This is a genomic window from Macrococcus sp. DPC7161, from assembly GCF_004117835.1.
In the GTDB taxonomy this organism is placed as follows: domain Bacteria; phylum Bacillota; class Bacilli; order Staphylococcales; family Staphylococcaceae; genus SDSC01.
Genome location: NZ_SDSC01000013.1, coordinates 1 through 19,523, shown reverse-complemented (window position 1 = coordinate 19,523; position 19,523 = coordinate 1). Strand labels below are relative to the sequence as shown.

General features: G+C 35.0%; 17 protein-coding genes, 8 tRNA genes and 1 rRNA gene. All 26 read right to left on the bottom strand.

Annotated elements, in window-relative coordinates; translation table 11 throughout:
* Nucleotides 1-138: 138 nt before the first annotated feature.
* The 26 genes from ER639_RS11695 to pth all read right to left on the bottom strand — a co-directional run bounded on the left by ER639_RS11695 (nucleotide 139) and on the right by pth (nucleotide 19,311).
* Nucleotides 139-214: transfer RNA gene (locus ER639_RS11695), tRNA-Ala, on the bottom strand.
* Between the two features lie 13 nt (nucleotides 215-227).
* Nucleotides 228-301 (bottom strand) — tRNA-Pro (locus ER639_RS11690).
* A gap of 9 nt (nucleotides 302-310) precedes the next feature.
* Nucleotides 311-384: transfer RNA gene (locus ER639_RS11685), tRNA-Arg, on the bottom strand.
* Nucleotides 385-401: 17 nt separating this feature from the next.
* Nucleotides 402-490, bottom strand: a tRNA-Leu gene (locus ER639_RS11680).
* 15 nt (nucleotides 491-505) lie between these two features.
* Nucleotides 506-580 (bottom strand) — tRNA-Gly (locus ER639_RS11675).
* Nucleotides 581-594: 14 nt separating this feature from the next.
* Nucleotides 595-670 (bottom strand) — tRNA-Lys (locus tag ER639_RS11670).
* A gap of 4 nt (nucleotides 671-674) precedes the next feature.
* Nucleotides 675-750, bottom strand: a tRNA-Thr gene (locus ER639_RS11665).
* Nucleotides 751-761: 11 nt separating this feature from the next.
* Nucleotides 762-837, bottom strand: a tRNA-Val gene (locus tag ER639_RS11660).
* 10 nt (nucleotides 838-847) lie between these two features.
* Nucleotides 848-962, bottom strand: a 5S ribosomal RNA gene (gene rrf, locus ER639_RS11655).
* A gap of 318 nt (nucleotides 963-1,280) precedes the next feature.
* Nucleotides 1,281-2,768, bottom strand: coding sequence for a lysine--tRNA ligase (lysS, locus tag ER639_RS11650; protein ID WP_129065934.1), 1,488 nt, complete (start codon nucleotides 2,766-2,768; stop codon nucleotides 1,281-1,283).
* Between the two features lie 3 nt (nucleotides 2,769-2,771).
* Nucleotides 2,772-3,770: a tRNA dihydrouridine synthase DusB gene (dusB, locus tag ER639_RS11645; protein WP_129065933.1), complete on the bottom strand. Its 999-nt coding sequence runs from the start codon at nucleotides 3,768-3,770 to the stop codon at nucleotides 2,772-2,774.
* Between the two features lies 1 nt (nucleotide 3,771).
* A complete protein-coding gene (gene folK, locus ER639_RS11640; RefSeq protein WP_129065932.1) occupies nucleotides 3,772-4,257 on the bottom strand; it encodes a 2-amino-4-hydroxy-6-hydroxymethyldihydropteridine diphosphokinase in 486 nt (161 codons plus the stop codon).
* Between the two features lie 4 nt (nucleotides 4,258-4,261).
* Nucleotides 4,262-4,618: a dihydroneopterin aldolase gene (folB, locus tag ER639_RS11635; protein WP_129065931.1), complete on the bottom strand. Its 357-nt coding sequence runs from the start codon at nucleotides 4,616-4,618 to the stop codon at nucleotides 4,262-4,264.
* Nucleotides 4,619-5,407: a dihydropteroate synthase gene (gene folP, locus ER639_RS11630; protein WP_129065930.1), complete on the bottom strand. Its 789-nt coding sequence runs from the start codon at nucleotides 5,405-5,407 to the stop codon at nucleotides 4,619-4,621.
* 130 nt (nucleotides 5,408-5,537) lie between these two features.
* Complete coding sequence (gene cysK / locus ER639_RS11625) at nucleotides 5,538-6,464, bottom strand: cysteine synthase A (protein WP_129065929.1); 927 nt, start codon at nucleotides 6,462-6,464, stop codon at nucleotides 5,538-5,540.
* Between the two features lie 92 nt (nucleotides 6,465-6,556).
* Nucleotides 6,557-7,438: an Hsp33 family molecular chaperone HslO gene (hslO, locus tag ER639_RS11620; RefSeq protein ID WP_129065928.1), complete on the bottom strand. Its 882-nt coding sequence runs from the start codon at nucleotides 7,436-7,438 to the stop codon at nucleotides 6,557-6,559.
* A gap of 60 nt (nucleotides 7,439-7,498) precedes the next feature.
* Nucleotides 7,499-9,511 (bottom strand): ATP-dependent zinc metalloprotease FtsH, encoded by a 2,013-nt coding sequence (gene ftsH, locus ER639_RS11615; protein WP_129065927.1) that lies wholly within the window; start codon nucleotides 9,509-9,511, stop codon nucleotides 7,499-7,501.
* 126 nt (nucleotides 9,512-9,637) lie between these two features.
* Nucleotides 9,638-10,177: a hypoxanthine phosphoribosyltransferase gene (gene hpt, locus ER639_RS11610; RefSeq protein ID WP_129065926.1), complete on the bottom strand. Its 540-nt coding sequence runs from the start codon at nucleotides 10,175-10,177 to the stop codon at nucleotides 9,638-9,640.
* 2 nt (nucleotides 10,178-10,179) lie between these two features.
* Nucleotides 10,180-11,376: a tRNA lysidine(34) synthetase TilS gene (gene tilS / locus ER639_RS11605; RefSeq protein ID WP_129065925.1), complete on the bottom strand. Its 1,197-nt coding sequence runs from the start codon at nucleotides 11,374-11,376 to the stop codon at nucleotides 10,180-10,182.
* 50 nt (nucleotides 11,377-11,426) lie between these two features.
* Nucleotides 11,427-11,813: a S1 domain-containing RNA-binding protein gene (locus ER639_RS11600; protein ID WP_129065924.1), complete on the bottom strand. Its 387-nt coding sequence runs from the start codon at nucleotides 11,811-11,813 to the stop codon at nucleotides 11,427-11,429.
* A gap of 100 nt (nucleotides 11,814-11,913) precedes the next feature.
* Nucleotides 11,914-12,291, bottom strand: a complete 378-nt coding sequence (locus ER639_RS11595) for an FtsB family cell division protein (RefSeq protein ID WP_129065923.1) — start codon at nucleotides 12,289-12,291, stop codon at nucleotides 11,914-11,916.
* 10 nt (nucleotides 12,292-12,301) lie between these two features.
* Nucleotides 12,302-12,568: an RNA-binding S4 domain-containing protein gene (locus tag ER639_RS11590; protein ID WP_129065922.1), complete on the bottom strand. Its 267-nt coding sequence runs from the start codon at nucleotides 12,566-12,568 to the stop codon at nucleotides 12,302-12,304.
* Complete coding sequence (locus ER639_RS11585) at nucleotides 12,558-13,736, bottom strand: MazG nucleotide pyrophosphohydrolase domain-containing protein (RefSeq protein ID WP_129065921.1); 1,179 nt, start codon at nucleotides 13,734-13,736, stop codon at nucleotides 12,558-12,560. The genes ER639_RS11590 and ER639_RS11585 overlap by 11 nt, the downstream gene beginning before the upstream one ends.
* Nucleotide 13,737: 1 nt before the next feature.
* Complete coding sequence (locus ER639_RS11580) at nucleotides 13,738-15,258, bottom strand: polysaccharide biosynthesis protein (RefSeq protein WP_129065920.1); 1,521 nt, start codon at nucleotides 15,256-15,258, stop codon at nucleotides 13,738-13,740.
* The gene (gene mfd / locus ER639_RS11575; protein WP_129065919.1) at nucleotides 15,245-18,745 is read right to left on the bottom strand and encodes a transcription-repair coupling factor; all 3,501 of its coding nucleotides are present in this window, start codon (nucleotides 18,743-18,745) and stop codon (nucleotides 15,245-15,247) included. Before mfd ends, ER639_RS11580 begins: the two co-directional genes overlap by 14 nt.
* Complete coding sequence (gene pth, locus ER639_RS11570) at nucleotides 18,742-19,311, bottom strand: aminoacyl-tRNA hydrolase (RefSeq protein WP_129065918.1); 570 nt, start codon at nucleotides 19,309-19,311, stop codon at nucleotides 18,742-18,744. The genes mfd and pth overlap by 4 nt, the downstream gene beginning before the upstream one ends.
* Nucleotides 19,312-19,523: the final 212 nt, after the last annotated feature.

The window sequence follows — 19,523 nt, the reverse complement described above, 5'->3', positions numbered from 1 at the left end:
ATGAAAGATTGCTTGATATAAGCTCTTGATTGGTTAAGCCAATCACTCTTTGGGAGTGAACTAAGTTCACTCAAATTATTGGAATTAACGTTGACATATTGTCATTCAGTTTTCAATGTTCATTTTTAATATAATTAATGGTGGAGACTAGCGGGATCGAACCGCTGACCTCCTGCGTGCAAAGCAGGCGCTCTCCCAGCTGAGCTAAGCCCCCATATTAAAGTAAGTCGGGAAGACAGGATTCGAACCTGCGACCCCTTGGTCCCAAACCAAGTGCTCTACCAAGCTGAGCTACTTCCCGTATATTAAACGCGCCCGAGAGGAGTCGAACCCCTAACCTTTTGATCCGTAGTCAAACGCTCTATCCAATTGAGCTACGGGCGCAAAAAAATAAAATTAAATGGTGCCGAGGACCGGAATCGAACCGGTACGGTAATCACTTACCGCAGGATTTTAAGTCCTGTGCGTCTGCCAGTTCCGCCACCCCGGCATTTAATTTATTTAATGGAGCGGAAGACGGGATTCGAACCCGCGACCCCAACCTTGGCAAGGTTGTATTCTACCACTGAACTACTTCCGCATATTCATTTAGAATGGTGAGCCATAGAGGATTCGAACCTCTGACCCTTTGATTAAAAGTCAAATGCTCTACCAACTGAGCTAATGGCTCTAAATGGTGCCGGAAAAAGGACTTGAACCCTCAACCTACTGATTACAAGTCAGTTGCTCTACCAATTGAGCTATTCCGGCATAATATAAAATGGTGGAGAATGACGGGATCGAACCGCCGACCCTCTGCTTGTAAGGCAGATGCTCTCCCAGCTGAGCTAATTCTCCATTATATATTGCCCGGCAACGTCCTACTCTCACGGGCCGTAAGACCAACTACCATCGGCGCTAAAGAGCTTAACTTCTGTGTTCGGTATGGGAACAGGTGTGACCTCTTTGCCATCGTCACCAGACAAATTTTGAATACTTATTTATTATATCAACTTAAAAATTGTTTTCAACTGTAAATTTTACACTTTCAAAACTTTATTTTCAAGTGATTTGATTCGTTTGTGTCACTTGCTGTAAGCGACTTTTTTATATTACTAGGTTTCTAAATTAAAGTCAACAGATTTATCGAAAAAAAATTGCTTTTTTTAATATTTTTTTATAGCGCATTTTAAAAGGTCTAACAACTACATTTTAATAGCATTATTACATTGTATTTATGCACAAAAATAGACCAGATGAACTGGTCTATTTTTATAGTGATTTCATTTATTTGATAAATTTTATTTATGTCTCATGTATGGGAATAATAATACATCACGAATTGATGGACTGTTTGTTAATAACATTACTAAACGATCGATTCCGATACCTAGTCCACCAGTTGGCGGCATACCGTACTCTAATGCTTCGATGTAATCTTCATCCATTTCATGTGCTTCATCATTACCTGCTGCTTTTTCTTCCATTTGTGCCATGAAACGTTGTTTTTGGTCGATTGGATCATTTAATTCAGTGAATGCATTTGCATGTTCACGGCGTACAATAAATAATTCAAAACGATCTGTAAAGCGTGGATCCTCTGGATTTTGTTTCGCTAATGGTGAAACTTCTACTGGATGACCATAAATAAATGTCGGTTGTACTAAGTTTTCTTCTACTTTTTGTTCGAAGAATTCATTTAATACATGACCGTATTTCATATTTGGTTTTACTTCTACACCGTGTTCTTTTGCAAGTGCGTGTGCTTCTTCATCAGATTTAACTTCATAGAAATCTACACCAGTGTATTCTTTAACTGCATCAACCATATGCCATCTTCTCCATTTCGGAGCCAATTCGATAGATTCGCCTGCATATTCTACAGTTGTAGAACCTGTTACTTTTTCAGCAATATGTGCAACCATCTCTTCTGTTAAATCCATGATATCGTTATAATCTGCATAAGCTTCATATAATTCAATCATTGTAAACTCAGGGTTATGGCGTGTTGATACACCTTCATTACGGAATACGCGACCGATTTCATAAACTTTTTCTAATCCACCTACGATTAAACGTTTTAAGTGTAACTCAATTGCGATACGCATATATAATTCCATGTCTAATGCATTGTGATGTGTTACGAATGGACGTGCAGCAGCACCACCAGCGATTGTATGCATCATTGGTGTTTCTACTTCTAAGAACCCTTTACTATTTAAGTAAGAACGCATTTCTTGAATGATTTTACTACGTGTAATAAAAGTTTTTGTTGATTCGTCATTAGTAATTAAGTCTAAATAACGTTGACGGTAACGTTGTTCGACATCTTGAAGTCCATGGAATTTATCAGGAAGTGGACGTAACGCTTTAGATAACATAGTAAATGACTTCGCTTTTACAGATAATTCCCCTGTATTTGTTTTGAACATCACACCAGTGATTCCAACGATATCACCTAAGTCTGCATTGTTCCATAAATCAAATTGTTCGTCACCTACTGCATCTTTACGAACGTAAATTTGGATTTGACCGTCTAAATCTTTAACATGTGCAAATCCCGCTTTACCTTTACCACGTTTTGTCATGATACGACCAGCAAAACTCACTTCTGTTTCGTCTTCTTTCTCATGTAACTCTTCTTTAGAAAATTGATCATATGCTTCTTTCATTGATTGAGAAGTTTGTGTACGTACAAACTTTTGACCAAATGGGTCAATTCCTAAATCTAATAAGTCTTGCATTTTTTGACGACGTACCAACATTTGGTCGTTTAATTCTTCTGTCATTTATTACACTCCTTCAGCTTGTTTTAATTCTTGCTCTACTTCTTGTTCGAATGTTCTTAGTATACCAACTAATTCATCACGTGTCTCGGCTTGATTGATTAACTTACGTGCTTTACCATTTCCACGGATACCTTTTAAATACCATGAAGCATGTTTACGCATTTCCATTACTGCTACTTTTTCACCTTTTAAATCGATTAAACGGTCTAAGTGTAACACTGCTACATCCATTTTTTCTTTAATTGGTGGTTCAGGAATCAATTCGCCTGTTTCTAAATAATGCACTGTACGATAAATCATCCAGGGATTACCTAATGCTTCACGACCGATCATGACCGCATCTACACCCGTTTCATCTAACATTTTCTTCGCAAGTTCAGGGCTCGTTACATCACCGTTACCGATGACAGGAATATTAACCGCTTCTTTTACTTGTCTAATAACGTCCCAATCTGCATGTCCTTCATACATTTGAACACGTGTTCTACCGTGTACTGCAATTGCTGCAGCACCGGCACGCTCAATCATCTTCGCATTTTCAACTGCATAAATATGCTCATCATCCCAACCGATACGCATTTTAACTGTAACTGGTTTACTTACTGCTTCTACTACAGCTGAAACCATTTCATAAATTTTTGGTGGATCCAGTAACCAACGAGCGCCTGCTTCACATTTAATGATTTTTGATACAGGACATCCCATATTAATATCGATAATATCTGCAGTCGTATTTTGATCCACATACTTTGCCGCTTCTACTAATGTTTCTTTTTCGCCACCAAAAATTTGTAAACTTAATGGACGTTCATTTTCATCAATGTATAACATCTTCATTGTTTTTTCGTTATTAAATAAAATAGCTTTATCACTAACCATCTCAGCACATACTAAACCTGCACCGAATTCCTTTACTGTTAAACGGAACGCAGCGTTACATACACCCGCCATAGGTGCCAACACGACTTTATTATTAATTTCAATGTCGCCAATTTTCCACATACTAAACTTCCTCACTTATCTTTATGACATCTTTATCTTCAAAGACCATCTCATTAATCGTTTTATGTAGCACAGGGTGTGTAACACCAGGTGCAATTTCATTCATCGGTATCAATACAAAACTACGTTCGTGCATATATGGATGTGGAATTGTAAGTCTTGCTTCATTCATTACAGTATCTTCGAACAATAATATATCTAAATCTAATGTTCGTGGTCCCCAATGAACTTTTCGTACACGCTTCAATGCATATTCTATCGATTGAATTGCTTCTAAAAGTTCATAAGGTGTTAATTCTGTTTCTAATTCACACACACCATTTAAAAAATAATCTTGCTCAACGCCACCCACTGGTGCTGTTTCATAAATAGATGAAACCTTTGTTATTTTAATGCCATTTGTTTCATTCAACAACTTTAGTGCTTGTCTTATATTTTCCAACTTATTGCCTAAGTTACTCCCAAAGCTTAAGTAAATAGTAGTCATTATACTACCTCTTTCGTTCAATTTCAATACCAACACCGTCATAATAACCATCAATCGGTGGATTCTGCTTAGTGATACGTATACTTAAAGATTCAATCTTTTGAAATTCTGCTAACAATCTATTCGCAATACGTTCTGCAACATGTTCTAATAAGTCTGAAGGAACTGCCATCTCAGCTTTTATCACTTCATATACCATGCCATAATGCACCGTTTCATTTAAATCATCTGTATCTCCCGCAGCTTTTAAATCAACATGTAAAGTTGTGTCTACAATAAAAACTTGTCCAAGCTGTTTTTCCGCTTCAAATACACCATGATAGGCATAAAATTTCATACCGTTTAAAAATATTTTATCCATTTACTGAACTCCCATTATCGTTTCGTAACTATGTAAAAATTCATGTGTCATCTTTACATTATGCACACGTACTGCATCAACATTTGCTTGCATGCCAATCACTGTTGTTGCTAATGTTGCAACATCTCTTTCATCGGGTGCTGTTTCATATGGCAATGATTCTTTTACCATACGTTTTCGACTTGTTGCGATTAACACTTTGTATCCTAGTACTTGAAGTTCTGACAAACGTCTCATGACTTCCATTTCTTGTTGTCTCGATTTCGCAAATCCAATACCAGGATCTAACCAAATCCTATCTTTGGAAATACCTACTTGCATCGCTAGCTCGGCTTGCTTCAATAAATCATCGTTCATTTCTTTAACAACATCTTTATCAGCAGGTATCTCCGTTTCACGATTGTGCATTAAAATAATATCTTTATCGTATTGTTTAACGACATGAAACATATCTTTATCATACATGCCTGCCCATTGATCATTAATGATGTCTGCTCCTACTTCTAATACTGCTTTTGCAACCTCACTTCTAAATGTATCTACAGAAATAATAACATCATATTTTCGAATGGCTTCGACAACTGGTAATACTCGACGAATTTCTTCTTCTACAGTGATTTCACTATACCCAGGTCTCGTTGAATAACCACCCACATCAACAATATCTACACCTTCTGAAATCATTGATTCTACTCTTTCGATTGCTTTTTCTACGCTATCATATTTACCACCGTCAGAAAAAGAATCGGGTGTTACGTTTAATATTCCCATTATTTTAACTCTGTGCATGATTCTTCCCTCGCTACTTGTAATGAAGTCATTATATCAAATATATGAAACAACAAAAACCGAATAAAACTAAAAATCATTTGCTGACTTTTGCGTTTCATTCGGCTTGTATTCGAATTACGACATTGAATTAATTTTGTAAATTTGCATATAACGGTGTAGATAAATATCTTTCACCATTACTTGGTAAAATTGCAACAACATTTTTTCCACTGCCTAACGCTACTGCTTTTTCGATAGCAGCCACAATCGCTGCTCCTGAAGAAATACCACATAAAATACCCTCTTCACTCGCTACACGACGACTCATAGCCATTGCATCATCATTAGAAACTTTAATAATGCTTGAATACAATTCTGTATTCAATGTTTTTGGAACAAATCCTGCTCCAATACCTTGAATTTTATGTGGTCCAGGGTTACCACCACTTAATACTGGCGAATCCGTTGGTTCAACAGCAACAATATCCACATTAGGGTGACTTGCTTTAATGATTTCTCCAGCACCTGATAAAGTACCACCTGTACCTACACCTGAAATAAATGCATCGATTGATAAACCTTCCATATCGCGTACAATTTCAGGTCCAGTAGTTGCTTTATGAATTTCTGGGTTAGACATATTTTCGAATTGTTGTGGCATAAAGTAACCATTCGTTTCACTCAATTCCATTGCTTTTTGAATAGCACCTTTCATACCTTCAACCCCAGGTGTTAACACTAATTCTGCACCATATGCACGTAATAGTGTACGGCGCTCTTGACTCATTGTATCAGGCATTACCAATACTGCTTTATAACCTTTAGCCGCTGCTACCATCGCTAAACCAATACCAGTGTTTCCTGATGTTGGTTCGATAATCGTATCGCCTGGCTTAATTTTCCCTGTCTTTTCAGCATCTGTAATCATTGCATTTGCAATACGATCTTTAACAGATGAGCCTGGGTTTTGATATTCTAATTTAACATAAATCGTTGCAGCACCTTCAGGTACCACTTTATTTAATTTTACTAATGGTGTGTTCCCAATTAATTCTGTTACATTATTCACTCTCATATAAACTACTCCTTTAGCGCAATATTATACTGACTGGTTATATCGGATTAATTATATCAAAATTCAATGAGTAGGCCAAAATAATTGCCTTATTATGCCTTTTCAGCTTTTAGTGCAATTAAGTCCGCTTCAGTAAATACATATTTTTCACGGCAGAAATGACATTCAACTTCAGCGCCGTGATCTTCCTTAATCATGCTATCAATTTCAGCTTCACCTAAACCTTTAATCGCATTTAAGAACTTCTCACGACCGCAGTTACATTTAAATGAAACATCCATTTTATCAATAAAGCGAATATTGTCTTCACCAAGTACTTCTTCTAAAATTTGTTCTGGAGATAATCCTTTATCAATTAAAGTCGATACAGGTGTTAAATTAGCGATACGTTCTTCTAACTTTGAAATTGTTTCTTCACTCGCACCCGGCATTAATTGAACAACAAAACCACCTGCAGCTTCTGTTGTTTCTTCTGGTGTACATAATACACCTAATCCTACTGCTGAAGGTACTTGTTCACTATTTGCAAAATAATATGTAAAGTCTTCAGCAATCTCACCATTATGTAATTCCGTTGATCCTGTAAAATAATCACGCATGCCAATATCTTTTACGACACTTAAATACCCATTTGCGCCAACTGCAGCACCAACATTCATTTTTCCTGGTCGAATCGATTCAACTTCTACATGAGGATTTTGAACATATCCACGCACTTCACCTTTTGCATTTGCATCAACTACCACTTGTCCAAGTGGTCCACCACCATTAATCGTGATAGTTAATTTTTCTTCATTTTTAAGCATTGCACCCATCATTGCACCGATTGTCATCGTTCTTCCTAAAGCAGCTGTTCCTACACGCCATGTATCATGTCGTCTTCTAGCTTCTTCTACTGTGTTTGTTGTGCGTACACTAAATGCACGTACTTCATCATTAAATGCTAAAGCTCTTACTAAATAATCTTGTTTCATTGCTGTACTCCTTTTAAAAAGAGCTTGAAGCCTAAAGGCTCAAGCTCTCGATTTTAATTATTAAAATTTACCTTTATCTAAACGGTCAACTTCAGGATCCGCTTCTTGTTCACTTTGAACAGATGTATCGTCACCTTTGTTTTCTAATTCTTCTTTAACTTCTTCATAAGAACTTCCTGCTTTATCTTCAGTTTTTTCTTTCAGATGGTAAAGATGAGAATCATCATAATTTACTTCTGGTAATGTACCTTTAGTAAATAATTCATTGATTTGATTTGCTACTAACGTTTCTTCTGTTAATAATGTTTTCGCAATTAAATCTAATTTATCTTGATGTTGTAATAAGATTTCTTTACAACGCTCATAACTTTCTTTAATAATACGTTGAACTTCTAAATCAATTTCATAAGCGATTTGGTCAGAGTAGTTTGGTTCATGACCCATGTCGCGTCCTAAGAATACTTCACCTTGCGATTGACCAAATTGTAAAGGTCCAAGCTTATCACTCATACCATATTCAGTAACCATTTTACGAGCAATACCCGTTGCACGTTGGAAGTCGTTATGTGCACCTGTTGATACTTCACCAAAAGTAATTTCCTCAGCGACACGTCCACCTAAAAGACCAACGATTTTATCTAATAATTCAGGTTTTGTCATGAAATAACGATCTTGTTTCGGTAACATCATCGCATAACCACCTGCATTACCACGCGGCACGATTGTTACTTTATGAACCATTTCTGCTTCATCTAACACACAACCAATAATCGTATGCCCTGCTTCATGCCATGCCACAATGTTGCGTTCTTTTTCTGAAATCACACGTGATTTCTTCGCTGGACCTGCAATTACACGGTCTGTCGCTTCATCGATGTCACGCATATCGATTTTAGTTTTACCTTGACGTGCAGCAACTAAAGCCGCTTCATTTAATAAGTTTTCTAAGTCGGCACCACTGAAACCAGGTGTACGTTGACTTAATGCTTTAATATCTACCGTTTCATCTAAAGGTTTGTTTTTAGCATGTACACGTAATACTGCTTCACGACCTTTAACGTCTGGTGCATTTACTTGAATTTGTCTGTCGAAACGACCAGGACGAAGTAATGCAGGGTCTAAAATATCAGGTCTGTTTGTTGCGGCAATCATAATGATACCTTCATTTTCACCGAAACCATCCATTTCAACTAACAATTGGTTCAATGTTTGTTCACGCTCATCATGTCCACCACCGACACCAGCACCACGTTGACGACCAACAGCATCAATTTCATCGATGAAAATGATACATGGTGCATTTTTCTTAGCGTTTTCAAATAAATCACGTACACGACTCGCACCGACACCGACGAACATTTCTACGAAGTCAGAACCACTGATTGAGAAGAATGGTACCCCCGCTTCTCCAGCTACTGCTCTTGCGATTAAAGTTTTACCTGTCCCTGGAGGACCAACTAATAAAACACCTTTAGGGATACGTGCACCCATTTTTTTGAATTTACGATTATCTTTTAAGAAATCAACAATCTCAATTAATTCTGCTTTTTCTTCATCAGCACCCGCTACATCTGTAAAACGTACTTTTTTCTTTTTATCATCATATAACTTCGCTTTACTCTTACCAAAGTTCATCACACGGCCGCCACCACCGCCACCTTGTGATTGTGAAATAAAGAAAATAAATAAGAACGCTAAAATTAAGATAGGTATTAATGTTGATAACATACTTAAAAAGACGTTTTCTTTATCTGCTGGCAAAATCTCAAACTTTAAATCTTGATCATTCGCGACTTTTGTTACTTTTTCTAAATCTTTCGTATTGTTGTACATAATCACAGATGTAAATGTTTCATTTTTATCTGCGCCTTTTAATTGACCTTTAACCAAATATACACCTTGTTCAGGTTTTAAAGTCAATTCTTTAACTTTCCCTTTATCTAGCTCGGTCATTAACTTTGTATATGTCATTTGTTTAGGTAATGTGCCACTACCGTTAATCCAAGAAAATATACCAAATATAACAACTGCTAACAAGGCTACCATTAAAATACTGCGAAAAGCCTTTTGCATTAACGTTCCTCCTACTCATTACAAACTCTCAAAAATTTTACCATATCTACAATAATGTATCTACTAATTGAACTTTAAACAATACATTATGCAAAATATTGTTTATTCAATTGCATCTTACATTTATTACTTTGTATAAACTTCTTCTTTTAACAAACCAATGTATGGTAAGTTACGGTATTTTTCTTGATAATCTAATCCGTATCCTACAACAAAGTCATCAGGAATTTTTTCACCAACATATTTCGCTTCAATGTCTACTTTACGTTTTGAAGGTTTATCTAATAAAGTTACGATTTCAATTGATTTCGCTTTACGATAAGCCAGTAAATCTTTAATCGCATTTAAAGTTGTTCCAGTTTCTAAAATATCTTCAATGATGATAACATCACGGTTTTCAACAGATACACCTAAATCTTTTAAGATTTTTACTTCTCCTGTTGATTCAGTACCACCATGGTAACTTGATACATCCATGAATTCCATTTCAACATGTGTATCAATATGTTTAATTAAATCTCCCATAAATAATACAGATCCTTTTAAAATACCTACACATAAAGGAAATTTACCTTCATAATCTTTAGTAATTTCCTTACCTAAACGTTCACACGCCGCTTGAATTTGTTCTTCAGTTAATACAATACTACCAATATCGTTATGCATTTCTAATTCTCCTTATTTATAATCATCTTTTTATTGATTGGGTGTTGATTTGATTTAATATGTCCTACTTTAATAATCTCATCTTGAATAACTACTAATGGCATGCGCTCACGTTCGTAAACAGGCACTTTATTATCTTTTAAGATTGTTGAAACCTTTTGGTGTTGATTATTAATCTTTATTTTATCACCATCTTGCTTGGTTCTTAAGACGATATGCTCATGCCCTTCGTAAATAACGGAATAGCCATTGAAATCATATTTCCCTGGAAATGACAAATGCATTTCAGTTATATGGTTTTGATTATTATTTCGTATTATCAATTTATCATACAGTACATAAATATGCCAATTATCATTCACAGGAATCACTTTGTTCCCGTTCGTTTGAATCACCTGTAATAAAGCCATTAAAAATTTTGTACTGATATCATATTTTTCTGTAAAAGTACTAATCCATTTCCTAAGCACTTCTTGTTGTACTAAAGGATGCGCCTTTATTAATTGTGTTCTACTGAGTTCATTCTCATCAGTAGAAAAGGCCACACTTTGTTGTTCTATTAATGTTCGTGCAGATTGATGCCATTCCATCCACTCATTAATATGATCGATGTCAAATCTCGATGAAATGAGTGGCACCACTTCATTACGAATAAAGTTTCTATCGTATTTGATGTCTTTATTAGAGTCATCTTCATAAAAAGGTACATTATTTCGTTCAGCATAATCGTATAACGTTGCTTTATCTATATTTAAGAGGGGCCTATAGTAACGGACTCCATTAATTGTTCGATGTGATTCGATGCCTAATGGTTGATGTAGTCTACCTGTTAACAATCTAAATAATATTGTTTCTTGCTGGTCATCTTTATGGTGTGCAGTGCATAGCATTTCCAAGTTTTGCTTTAATGCAATTTCATTAAAAAAAGTATAGCGTAATTGCCTTGCTTCTTGTTGAATACTTTTATCTTTACTAAATTGATTTTTATCAATACGTTTTGTCCATAGTGAAAGTTGATGCTTTTGACAATACGTGCGAATCATTTCTAATTCATCGTCTGATTGTGCTCTTAGTCCATGATGAACATGCAATACATGAACAATCATATCTTTCTTTCTAAGCATATCTAAAAGAACCATACTGTCCACGCCACCCGATACGCAAACACCTACCACTTTCGCATCTACATTAATTTCCATTTGCCACCTCAAAATAAAAAAATTGTCCCATTTTCATGAGACAATGAATATTAGCGTCTACCGCCACGGCCACCACGACGAGATTCAGACTGACGTTTAATTGAAGTAAGTCTTTCTTCTGAGTCTTTCAAGAAATTAGATAATTGTTTTTCAAAATCCTCTGGCTTCTTCTCTACTTTAGGTGCTACAGGTCTTTTTGGGCGATCCTTTGCTTTTTTGATCGATAAGCTGATTTTGCCATCGTCTCCGATTGTTAATACTTTCACGTCAACTTCGTCGCCAATGTTTAAATGTTCTGCTACATTTTCAACGTAACTATCAGCAACTTCACTAATGTGAACTAAGCCACTTTTACCATTCGGTAATTCAACAAACGCTCCAAAATTTTTGATCCCTGTAACTTTACCTTTTAACTTACTTCCTACTTCAATTGACATATGATTACTAAATCCTCCCGGTATTTTTTGCTATTACACATATTATATGACTCCTAGCACATTTTTACAACTTTTCAATGTACACGATGCTTAAGATGCATTACTCACTTTTGTTTTTATCTTCTTTTGGCATTTTAAAAATCATTTCACCATCATTACTTAAGAAATATTCACTGCGTGCTATTTTAGTGATGTACTCTTTATTATTGAGTTGCTTCAACTTTTCTTTAAGTGCAATTTCATTATCTTTTAACTTTTCAAGTTCTTGTTCTTTTGCTATTTGTTCTTGCTTCAATTGATGATTACTATGCATTTGAAAAGCAAGAAGCAAACACAATACTAAAAGAATTGTTAAAAGAATGCCACCAAATACTGTGATACGACGCTTGATGACTTGAGTACGTTTTTGTTGGATGCGGCGCGCTTTCTTTTTTTGTTGAATATACTCATTATCCATATTTCGAATGTTATCCGCCATACCTTCACCCCTAGAATGTTGCTTCTATCTTTTCTTCTTTAATCACTTCAAACATGCCTTTAGCATTGTCCTTTGTGGCATGTTCTTTCAAATCTGTTACTTTTACCGTAATGATACTACGACCTAAACGAATTACCAACTCATCATCTACATTGACCGTACTCGACGCCTTTGCAACATGACCATTAATCGTAATACGTCCTTGATCACTTACTTCTTTTGCCAATGTTCTACGTTTTATTAAACGCGATACTTTCAAATATTTATCAAGCCTCATCTAATTCACCTTCTACTTCTTTAAGTGCCATTTTTAAAGTTTTATTTTCATTGTTCACTAAATCATATAGCTTTAAGAAGACATCTGCAAAGATTTTCTCTTGTTTTACTCGAGTTAAATCTTTTCCTTCGTTTTCTTTTTCTTTATTCCACACGGTCATCAATTCATCTATATTTCCTACTTTAGCATCTCCAAACACATGTGGATGACGTCTAATCATTTTATCTGTAATGCCCACTACAATTTCTTTAATATCAAACATCATTTCTTTTTTTCCGATTGCAGCATGTAATACTACTTGTAATAACAAATCGCCTAATTCTTCAATGATATGTAAATCATCTTGATGATCAATCGCTTCCATCAACTCATAAGATTCTTCTATTAAGTAACGTTTTAACGATTCATGTGTTTGGACACGGTCAAATGGACATCCATCTTCAGATACCAATTTATCCATTACTTGATTCAACAAATCAAAGTCTCCATATAAATCTTTTTCTTCTGTAACTTTAGGTACGTATAGAGAAGTAAGGTTAGACAATTCAAATGCATAATCCATTTCATACAAAGGGCACCATTCAACTTTAGCGATACCACTTTTGGCACCTGTAACAATCGCTACTTGATGTTCTGGAGGGTACTTTTCAAGCAATGTCACCTTTACATCACTCGCAACCATTTGATCATAGACTTGTGTCACAATCAAACCTAATCTTACATTGATTGTTTCTTGTTTTAAGTCTGTGCCATCCAACATATGAAATCCATTGTTCGGATCATATTGCACTGCTGTAAACATATCATCTATAAAACTTTTTCCACCAATGACTTCTACTTTCACGGTATCATCATGAATAAGTAGTTCCGTTGTTGTTTCTGCAATCATTGGATGCCCTGGTACTGCGTAAATAATATCTTCATTTTTAGCAGCAGCCTTTAATTGATCAACTATCGTTTGATAAACGTTAGAAAAAGCGTCATTATTTTGATAAACTTCATCAAAACTGATCCATTCAATTGATTCTTCTTTCAAATCTTCTATAACTGGGTGCATCAAAGTACGTACATATATTTTTTTTGCGTTTAATAATTTTTTATAGATTCCTAATGGTAACTCATCAATACCATAATTACCTAACCCTATAATTGTTATCTTATTCATCATGTCACTCTCTCATTAATTTAATCATCACATGCCCAAACGGTAAATGATGCCACTCTCTTGCTGTAATGATTTTCATCTTTATCATAGCATATACAACCACACTTATACCTACAATTACACCAATCATTGCAATGACAAATGCACCTGATCTACCTGAATAAGGAATAAGTAATACCATTTGAATGATGGCACTCATTAATAATAAAGTTAACCCCCATCTCACAATGAAATATCGCCACTTTAAAGTATATAACTGTTGAATTTGCATTTGTAAAACGAACGCATAAACCGCAAGCCCTGATACTGTTGCAATACTTGCACCATTAATTTGTAATGAAGGAATTAATAAAACATTCATAATAATTTTTACAACTAAACCAAGTCCAACAGCAATACACTGTATACGATATCGATTGTATATTTGGAGCATTCCTGTATACATCATTATCATTGAAACAAATATAATAGATAGCATGTAAATGACTAAACTCACCGAACCTTCACCACCTTTAAATAAGAAAATATTAAAAGGTACCATCAAATTCATGAGTCCTACTGATGCCGCCGTTGCAAATATGATGGTGATTTTCAGTGCACTTGATGCATAGTCATTCATTAAGCCGAATTGGCATTTTTGTTTACTTTCAGATAATAATGGAATCAACACTAACGAAAAACTTGTCGTCACAATTAAGCCGATTTGAATTAAAGAACTTCCTCGGTCATAAATGCCTTTTTGAATACGTGCATCATGCAACGACATAGAACGCTTTAACATATTAATCACTGTAAAGCTGTCCACGACTTGCCATAATATTAAAATCAAATAACTTAAACTATAAAATAACGATAGTGTGATAAACCCTTTTAAGGCTGCTCGAAATGGTTCTGTATCTCCTATTGCTGACAATTTTGGATAAATCGAAACTTTTTTAATCGCTAAATACACTAAACAACTCGAAATACCTAACATAGAACCAAAAATACTAATGGCACCACTTTGGTAAATCGTTAATCCTTGATGTACAAATAATACGATTGCAATCATAATGGTCGATACACGTACAACTTGATCAATCAATTGACTTTTCGCTATAGTTTCCATATCATGATGCTTTTGAAGTTGACCACGCATTAGTGCAACTATCGGGAATGGCAACAATACAAGACTTGCTATTTGCAACATAGATGATAAATGCGCGTCTCCCATGAGCTTCGCAATGATTGAACTAAACAATATATTACATAGTAACAGAATGATACTTGTCGTTTGTAAAAAAATCCATAATCGTTTGATTGTTTGCTTTTGATAATGGTTTTGACTGATCGCACTTGGAATCGCATTTAACGATAATACTGATACAATAGCAACAATGGGGTACACTTGTTGATATGCATAGAGCCCCGTATCACCTAAAATATTTTGGTAAGGTACGCGGTATATTGCACTTAATATTTTGACGATTAACATTGTTACGGTTAACAAGACTACCGCATTGAATGCACTTTTATTCTTCTTCATTAATGATAATTCCTTCTTGTATATCGTGTGTTAATTGTACTAAAGTACTCATCCAGTTCGGATCTTTCTTTAGCGTAAACACCAATATGTCATTTCTAAATTCTATTTTTAAACTACGTCCATAGTTTTCTACTGCTTTAAACAGACGTTCACCGTTAATATTTTTAGCTGTTTTTTCACTTGAAGTGAAACTTACTTCTTTTTTACCATCTTTAAATTGTGTTATACCAAACATTAAAGCATTTACTTTAATTTCAACTATCTTCAACAATAAATCGACCGCTTCTGGATATTCCCCAAAACGATCTAACATTTCATCTTGTATATCTAACAACGCCTCATGTGTTGAAACAGCTCTTAACTTTTTATAAAACTCTATTTTTGACTGTTCTTCACGGATATAATCACTTGGTATGTAAGCATCGACTTCTAAATCCACTTCAATTTGAGGTGCTTGTATCTCTTCTTTAATACCGCGTTTTTCATTTACTGCTTGTTGTAACATTTCTGAATATAAGTCATAACCGACAGAGTCAATGAAGCCATGTTGTTGTTTACCTAATAAATTACCTGCGCCGCGAATGTTTAAATCGCGCATTGCAATCTTAAATCCTGATCCTAACTCTGTAAACTCTTTAATGGCTTGTAATCTTTGTTCTGCCACTTCAGTCAGCACTTTATTTGGTGCGTGTAAGAAATAAGCATAACTGATACGACTACTACGTCCAACGCGACCGCGTAATTGATACAACTGACTTAAACCAAAACGATCTGCATCCTCAATAATTAATGTGTTGGCGTTCGGTACATCGACACCTGTCTCAATAATGGTTGTTGTCACTAAAATATCCGTTTCTCCATTAATAAAGCCTAACATTGTCTCTTCTAATTCGCGCTCTGTCATTTGTCCATGCGCTACTGCAACACGTGCATCTGGCATCATCATTTCAAGTTGCTCTGCCTTTTGATAAATTGTAGCAACACGATTATATAAATAGAACACTTGTCCACCACGAGATAATTCACGTTCCATCGCTTCTTTTATAAAGTTGTGTTGATACTCTAGTACATACGTTTGTACTGGGAAACGGTTTTCAGGTGGTGTTTCAATGACAGACAAATCTCTGACACCTAATAAACTCATATGTAATGTTCTAGGAATCGGTGTTGCTGTAAGTGTGAGTACATCCACATTTGTTTTTAATGCTTTAATTTTTTCTTTATGCGTCACGCCGAATCTCTGCTCTTCATCCACAATTAACAATCCTAAATCTTTATAAACGACATCTTTAGAAAGTAATTTATGTGTGCCTACAACGATATCTACGAAACCAGATTTTAATCCTTTTTTCGTTTCATCGACTTCTTTTTTCGTTCTAAAACGACTCATCATATGAATCTCTACAGGATAATCTTGCATACGCTCTTTAATCGTTTCATAATGCTGTTGCGCTAAAATGGTTGTCGGCACTAAGAAAGCGACTTGTTTTCCATCTAACACTGCTTTAAATGCTGCACGAATCGCAACTTCTGTCTTACCATAACCAACATCCCCACATAATAAACGATCCATCGGCTTTGGTTTTTCCATATCTTCTTTAATTTCAATTAAAGATTGCTTTTGGTCATCTGTTGGTTCGTATGGGAAATCCATTTCAAAGTTATCTTGCTCTTCAGTATCCGGACCAAATTGATAACCCTCAACACGTTCACGTTCTTGATATAACTTTAATAATTCTTCCGCAATATCTTCGACGTTCTTTTGAACACGGGCTTTCGTTTTTTTCCATTCTGTTCCGCCGAGTTTATTTAATTTCGGATCACGGTCTTCAGAACCAACAAACTTCTGTACTAAATCCATTTGATCAACGGGTACAAACAGTTGGTCTGTGCCTTTATATTGAATCTTAATGTAGTCCTTATGCATATTAGAAACAAACAATGTTTCTACACCTAAATAACGGCCAACACCATGATGTACATGGACAACATAGTCTCCTACATTCAATTCTTGATAAGACTTTATTTTTTCTGCATTGGATAATTTTTTAGTACGTTTCGGTTTTTCTTTACGCGCTTTAAACAATTCTCTTTCAGTAATCACTGCAAGTTTCATAAATGGCAATTCAAAGCCTTCAGATAAATCGCCTGCTGCAATCACACATAGACCTGGTGTCATACGATTTTCATCGAAAGTGACTGGCATTTTCATATCTTGAAGCATTTGATTGATTTTTTGCTTTCTTGTGTCATTTGACGCAAGAACGATGATAAAGAAATCTTGCTTACGCAAACGATCAAACTCAGAGAACATTAAATCATATTGGCCATAAAATTGCTGAACAGGTTTACAAGAAAACTTAAAGATTTGTTCAATCTCTACTGGCATACTTGCTGTAAACAATGTCATAAAGCCGACTTTAAATCGATTCAATACATCATCTAATGCGCTTTCTTTCACAAAACTTTGTCCTATAAAGCCACGTCCTGACTCAATAAGTGACGTTTGAAACTCATTCATTTCTTTATGAATGGTACTTTCAGCCTCTTTAATACGATTAAACTCATCCATCATAACAATCGTATCTTCATTGAAATAATCACCAATAGTCGTTTCAGCGTCATAAGCAAATTTAATTGCTCGACGTAATACATTATGATTTAACAATTCACCTGTATTCATCATCAAAGTATCAAATGTATCTTTTAAGCTTTCTTGACCTTCTTTAGATAACTTTTTATGCGTTTTTTCATAAGCTTTTGTTAAGCCATTGCGAATATTTTCTAAATGATGTGCATTAAATATATACTCACTTGCCATCTCAATTGAGACGTGTTCTATATTATTTAATGAACGTTGAGATTCAACGTCAAAATAACGTATCCCATCTACTTCTGTATCAAACAATTCAATACGTACAGGATCGCCAATCATTGGATAAATATCAATTAAACCACCACGAACAGAAAACTCTCCTAATGTAGTCACACGTTCTGTCTTTTGATAGCCCATATCAATAAACTTTTGAATCACACCTTCAAAGTCAATCTCTTCACCAATTTTGAAATCAATTGCATACTTCAAATACATTTCTTTTGATGGAATCAATTTCTTCAATCCATTAATCGGAACGATAAATAGCCCATTATGACCTTTAGCCAAATGGGTTAACGAACGGATACGTTCTTGCATTAATTCTGGACTCTTCGTTGAAAATTCTTCAATCATAATATCTTGAACAGGAAATTTAAAGATTTCTTGCTCATCAATTAACTGCATTAAATCTTGTTCTAATTTCTCAGCTTGAAACAAGTTACTCGTTACGATAAGCATTTGCTTATTTTGCTTTTTATAAATTTGCGCAAGCATGACCGCTTTACTTGATGGATTTAAACCAGTTAGTAAAAAATGCTTCTTACTAACTGCTGCATCCACTTCTTTAAAACGTTCATCTTGAACAATGATGCGTTCTAATAAAGTTTTCATACATCACCATTATATTGATTCATAACATTTTCGAACTTTTCACCTGATATAAATAACTCGAGTGCTTCGATTGTATGATCAATCACCTTATGCATAGTAATCATTTCTTCACTACTAAATTTTTGTAACACATAATCAGGAACCGGTTGTCTGCCAACAGGACGTCCAATACCTAAACGAATACGTTTGAATTCTTGTGATCCTAAATGTTGAATAATTGATTTCATACCGTTTTGGCCACCTGCTGAACCTTTTTGTCGAATACGAACTCTACCTTGTGGCATATCTAGATCATCATATAAAACGACTAAATCATCCACATCCACTTTATAATAATCCATTAAAGGTCGAACCGCTTCACCTGATAAATTCATGTAAGTCATTGGCTCAATGAATAATACTTTTTCACCATTGATTGTCGCAACCGTATAATTTCCTTTGAATTTTTGTTTATCTAATTCAATATTGTGCTTTTCTATAAATGCATCAACGACCATGAAGCCGATGTTATGTCTTGTATTTTCATATTTCTTACCGATGTTCCCTAAACCAACGATACATTTCATTGTGTTTCCCTCCAAATGTTCATCCATTTATTATAAATCAAATTGTATTGGAAATGAAATGATTGCAAATAAAAAAGCTGGGTTTTGAAGTGCACCCCTAAAGTTGAACCTTAAAATTCAACTTTAGGGGTGTTTATTTTGAATAAAAAGCATGAACTTGATTTTAAATTAAGACTTATTAAAGAATATAAAGATGGAAATAATGGCTATGA

What these genes read in the sequence shown, in the direction of transcription:
- ER639_RS11580 (WP_129065920.1), bottom strand. Translation starts at nt 15,258, where the DNA reads ATGAAGAAGAATAAAAGTGCATTCAATGCGGTAGTCTTGTTAACCGTA.
- pth (WP_129065918.1), bottom strand. Translation starts at nt 19,311, where the DNA reads ATGAAATGTATCGTTGGTTTAGGGAACATCGGTAAGAAATATGAAAAT.
- folP (WP_129065930.1), bottom strand. Translation starts at nt 5,407, where the DNA reads ATGCACAGAGTTAAAATAATGGGAATATTAAACGTAACACCCGATTCT.
- folK (WP_129065932.1), bottom strand. Translation starts at nt 4,257, where the DNA reads ATGACTACTATTTACTTAAGCTTTGGGAGTAACTTAGGCAATAAGTTG.
- ER639_RS11590 (WP_129065922.1), bottom strand. Translation starts at nt 12,568, where the DNA reads ATGAGGCTTGATAAATATTTGAAAGTATCGCGTTTAATAAAACGTAGA.
- dusB (WP_129065933.1), bottom strand. Translation starts at nt 3,770, where the DNA reads ATGTGGAAAATTGGCGACATTGAAATTAATAATAAAGTCGTGTTGGCA.
- folB (WP_129065931.1), bottom strand. Translation starts at nt 4,618, where the DNA reads ATGGATAAAATATTTTTAAACGGTATGAAATTTTATGCCTATCATGGT.
- ER639_RS11595 (WP_129065923.1), bottom strand. Translation starts at nt 12,291, where the DNA reads ATGGCGGATAACATTCGAAATATGGATAATGAGTATATTCAACAAAAA.
- tilS (WP_129065925.1), bottom strand. Translation starts at nt 11,376, where the DNA reads ATGGAAATTAATGTAGATGCGAAAGTGGTAGGTGTTTGCGTATCGGGT.
- cysK (WP_129065929.1), bottom strand. Translation starts at nt 6,464, where the DNA reads ATGAGAGTGAATAATGTAACAGAATTAATTGGGAACACACCATTAGTA.
- ER639_RS11585 (WP_129065921.1), bottom strand. Translation starts at nt 13,736, where the DNA reads ATGATGAATAAGATAACAATTATAGGGTTAGGTAATTATGGTATTGAT.
- hpt (WP_129065926.1), bottom strand. Translation starts at nt 10,177, where the DNA reads ATGCATAACGATATTGGTAGTATTGTATTAACTGAAGAACAAATTCAA.
- ER639_RS11600 (WP_129065924.1), bottom strand. Translation starts at nt 11,813, where the DNA reads ATGTCAATTGAAGTAGGAAGTAAGTTAAAAGGTAAAGTTACAGGGATC.
- lysS (WP_129065934.1), bottom strand. Translation starts at nt 2,768, where the DNA reads ATGACAGAAGAATTAAACGACCAAATGTTGGTACGTCGTCAAAAAATG.
- hslO (WP_129065928.1), bottom strand. Translation starts at nt 7,438, where the DNA reads ATGAAACAAGATTATTTAGTAAGAGCTTTAGCATTTAATGATGAAGTA.
- ftsH (WP_129065927.1), bottom strand. Translation starts at nt 9,511, where the DNA reads ATGCAAAAGGCTTTTCGCAGTATTTTAATGGTAGCCTTGTTAGCAGTT.
- mfd (WP_129065919.1), bottom strand. Translation starts at nt 18,745, where the DNA reads ATGAAAACTTTATTAGAACGCATCATTGTTCAAGATGAACGTTTTAAA.